This window comes from Salidesulfovibrio brasiliensis JCM 12178 (genome assembly GCF_001311825.1).
Lineage (GTDB): Bacteria > Desulfobacterota > Desulfovibrionia > Desulfovibrionales > Desulfovibrionaceae > Pseudodesulfovibrio > Pseudodesulfovibrio brasiliensis.
The window spans coordinates 1-3,563 of sequence record NZ_BBCB01000143.1; the positions used below are offsets into that span (position 1 = coordinate 1).

Sequence of the window (3,563 nt, forward strand, 5' to 3'; positions counted from 1 at the left end):
CCCGCCATATGGCGGGCCTTTTCTTTTTGCGTATTGAGCGGCCGACCTAGTTCAGGAGGTCCGGCCGGACGAGTTCGACGTTTGCCTTGCTGCGCAGTTCGTAGATGAACGCCTGAAAGACTTCATCGCCGTACTTCTGGGAGGCGGTGTCGACCCAGTGGGAGTTGTCCTTGTTCCACTCGTCGGCAGGTGCCGGAATCAGGTGATCCATGGCAGCCACGATGAAGCCGTCATTGGCCTGAAACACCTTCGGGAACCACTGGCCGGGTTCTGCGCCAAAGGCGGCGGTGACAAGCTCCTGATTCTCGCCGATGCCCGGAATCGGGCCGCGACGGTTGAACGGTTCGGACACGACCATGCGCTTGGCATAGCTCTCGGCGGCTGCTTCGGCGTCGTCGCCGGTGAGGGCTTCCAGAGCCTTCTCGGCTTCGGCCTTTGCCATTTCGGCTGCGCCTTCGGCCTGGAGCTGCTTGACGATGTTCTCCTTCACCTGCGGCAGCGGAACCGGCTGCGGCTCGATGTCCTCGATCTTGCGTGCCAGCAGGTAGCCGTCCTTGACGCCCAGCGGGGTCTTCAGGGACTCGCCCTTGGGCAGGGCAAAGAGGATGTCGGCTGCTTCGGGGGTCATGCCGAGGTACTGCACTGCGGCCTGCTTGGGCAGCGGCTGCGTGGTGTTGGAGAGGATGCCAAGCTCACTGGCGATGTCTTCGATGCTCATGCCGGAGACGAGGCGGTCCATGGCCTGGTCAAGCATGTCGGAAGTCTGGTCGGCGGCCTTTTCCTGTGCCAGCGTGGTCTTGATGCGGCCCTTGACCTCGTCGAAGGGCAGCTTGTTGGCTTCCTTGCGCTCTTCGAGCTTGATGATGTGCCAACCAAAGGGCGTCTTCACCGGCTCGGAGATTTCTCCCACCTTCAGATCAAACGCGGCCTGTTCGAAGTTCGGGTCCATGACGCCGCGAGGGAACCAGCCCAGTTCGCCGCCCTTGGAGGCGGAGGGGCCTTCGGAATAGGTCAGCGCAAGCTTGCCGAAGTCTTCGCCCTTTTTGAGGCGTGCGAGCACTTCCTCGGCCTTTTTGCGGGCTTCCTCAATGGCTTCCTTGCTCGCGCCCTGTTCGGTGGCGATCAGGATGTGGCGGGCCTTGGCCTGCTCGGGCTCGGTGAAGGCCTTGGGAGAAGCCTCGTAGAACTGCTTGGCTTCCTCGTCGGACACTTCCTGGAAGGGAGCCAGCGCCGGGGGAGTGAAGGCGATAACCTCGAAGGTGGACATGGCGGGCCGGGTGAACCGGTCCTTGTGCTCTTCGTAGTATGCGGCGATCTGCTCGTCGGTGACGGTCACGTCGCCGGTGTAGTTCTCGACATTGAAGGGGATGTAGCGGACCGTGGCGGTCTCCAGCACCCAGTCATATATCTGTCGGGCGAGTTCGGGGGTAGCCTCGGCAGTGGCCGAGACAGTGCCGCGCATCTTGTCCATGATAAGGCCGATGCGGTAGTTGGCTTCGAACTCCGCAGGCTTCATGCGCTGTGAGCGCAGGGCCGCCTGATAGATTTCCTTGTCGAACTGCTTGTTGGCGTTCCAGAAGGCGGGGATGGAGGCGATGCCCCGAGCCACTTCCTTGTCGGTGGCCGCGATGCCCAGCCGTTCGGCTTCCTTGAGGATGACCATGCGGTTGACCAGTTCGTTGAAGACCATCTGCTTGACGGCCGGGCTTGCGAGCTGCTCGGCGGTCATGTTGGGCTGGGAGCGACGCAGCGCCTCCGTAGTCCGGGCGTAGGTGCTTTCAAACTCCTTGCGCGGGATGGGCTCCTCGTCGACGTAGGCGAGAATCGGGTCGCCGTTGTTGTCGAGGCTGCTCATGCCGAAGGCGAAGACGAAGACGATAATGATGACTCCGAAAAGGATCTTCACGATCCAACTCGAAGCGTTCTGTCGCATTATGTCGAGCATTGAGACTCCAGTTTCCTCTGTTCAGCGGTTGAGGGTCCGGCCGGGATGGTTCGTATCCCCTCGGAAACCCTAGGACTGGCGGCTGCGGACCGCATTCAGCAAGCCACCCGCTTTGATAATATCCAGTTCCTTTTCCGTCAAATCATTCGTCACGGGGACGGACTTGCCGGATTCGGTAGTCATGGTCACGGTTCCGCCGGGGGTGATTTCTCCCGCCGGGATGGTCACGGCCTCGCCCTGCTGCATGGCGTCGTAGCTTTCGGGTTCCACCAGAAGCAGGGGCAGGATGCCGAAGTTCACGAGGTTGGCCCGGTGGATGCGCGCAAGGGATTTGACCACCACGGCGCGCACGCCCAGATGGCGCGGGGCCAGCGCGGCGTGTTCGCGGCTGGAGCCCTGTCCGTAGTTGTCGCCGCCCAGCACGATGCCCTGATCCATGCCCGTGATGCGGCCCACGAACTCCTCGTCCACGCGGCCGAAGATGTGTTCGCTGATGGCCGGGATGTTGGAGCGCAGCGCGGTGATCTGCGGGCCTGCGGGCAGAATGTGGTCGGTGGTGATGTTGTCGCCGACCTTGAGGGCGATCCTGGCCTCCACGGCCTGCGGCAGGGCGTCGAACTGTTCCAGCGGCACGATGTTGGGGCCGCGCAGTATTTCCACCTTGGAGCCGTCTTCGGGCGGGAACACGAACAGGTGGCGGATGCTCGGCACGTCGTCCGGCAGTTCGATGCGCTCGGGCCGTTCGCCCCATGTGGCGGGGTCGGTGAACTCGCCGTCAAGGGCGAGCCGTGCGGCGGTCTCTGCGGATGCGAGGTAGACCTGCGCGTCCTGCGTGCCGCTGCGGCCCTCGAAGTTGCGGTTGAAGGTACGCACGCTCACGCCCGCGCTCACCGGGGAGCCGCCCATGCCGATGCAGGGGCCGCAGGTGCATTCCAGCATGCGCGCACCGGCGTCCAGCATGGGTTCGATGAGGTTCTCGGCGGCAAGCATCTTCACCACCTGCTTGGAGCCCGGGGACACCAACAGGTCTGTGCTGGCGGGCACCTGCTTGTCCTTGAGGATCAGCGCGGTGCTCTTGAGGTCCGAGTATGAGCTGTTGGTGCAGGAGCCGATGGCGCACTGGTCGATCTTGAGCCCGGCCAGCTCGCGCACGGGGACCACGAGGTCCGGCATGTGCGGCTGGGCAACCAGCGGTTCCAAGACGGAAAGGTCGATGTCCACGACTTCGTCGTATTCGGCGTCCGCATCGGGCAGCAGCTCTTCCCAGTCCTCTTCCCGGCCCATCTTCTTCAGGAAGTCGCGGGTGCGCTCGTCGCTGGGGAAGATGGAAGTAGTGGCACCCAGCTCCGCGCCCATGTTGGTGATGCAGGCGCGTTCGGGCACGGAGAGGCTCTCCACGCCCGGCCCGGCGTATTCGAATACCTTGCCCACGCCGCCCTTGACGGTGAGCTTGCCGAGCAGGTGCAGGATAACGTCCTTGGCCGCAGCCCAGCCGGTAAGGCTGCCGGTCAGGTTGACCTTGACCACCTTGGGCATGGAGATGAAGTACGGCTCGCCGGCCATGGCCAGAGCGACGGACAGGCCGCCCGCGCCCATGGCGAGGCTGCCGATGCCGCCC

At 63.7% G+C, this 3,563-nt stretch carries 2 protein-coding genes; both read right to left on the reverse strand.

Annotated elements, in window-relative coordinates; translation table 11 throughout:
* Positions 1 to 46: 46 nt before the first annotated feature.
* Positions 47 to 1,945 carry a peptidylprolyl isomerase gene (locus JCM12178_RS17100; RefSeq protein ID WP_054653165.1) on the reverse strand — a complete coding sequence of 633 codons (1,899 nt, stop codon included), beginning with the start codon at positions 1,943 to 1,945 and terminating at the stop codon, positions 47 to 49.
* A gap of 69 nt (positions 1,946 to 2,014) precedes the next feature.
* Positions 2,015 to 3,563 (reverse strand): aconitate hydratase (locus tag JCM12178_RS17105; RefSeq protein WP_054653167.1); only part of this gene is annotated, 1,549 nt, incomplete at its 5' end.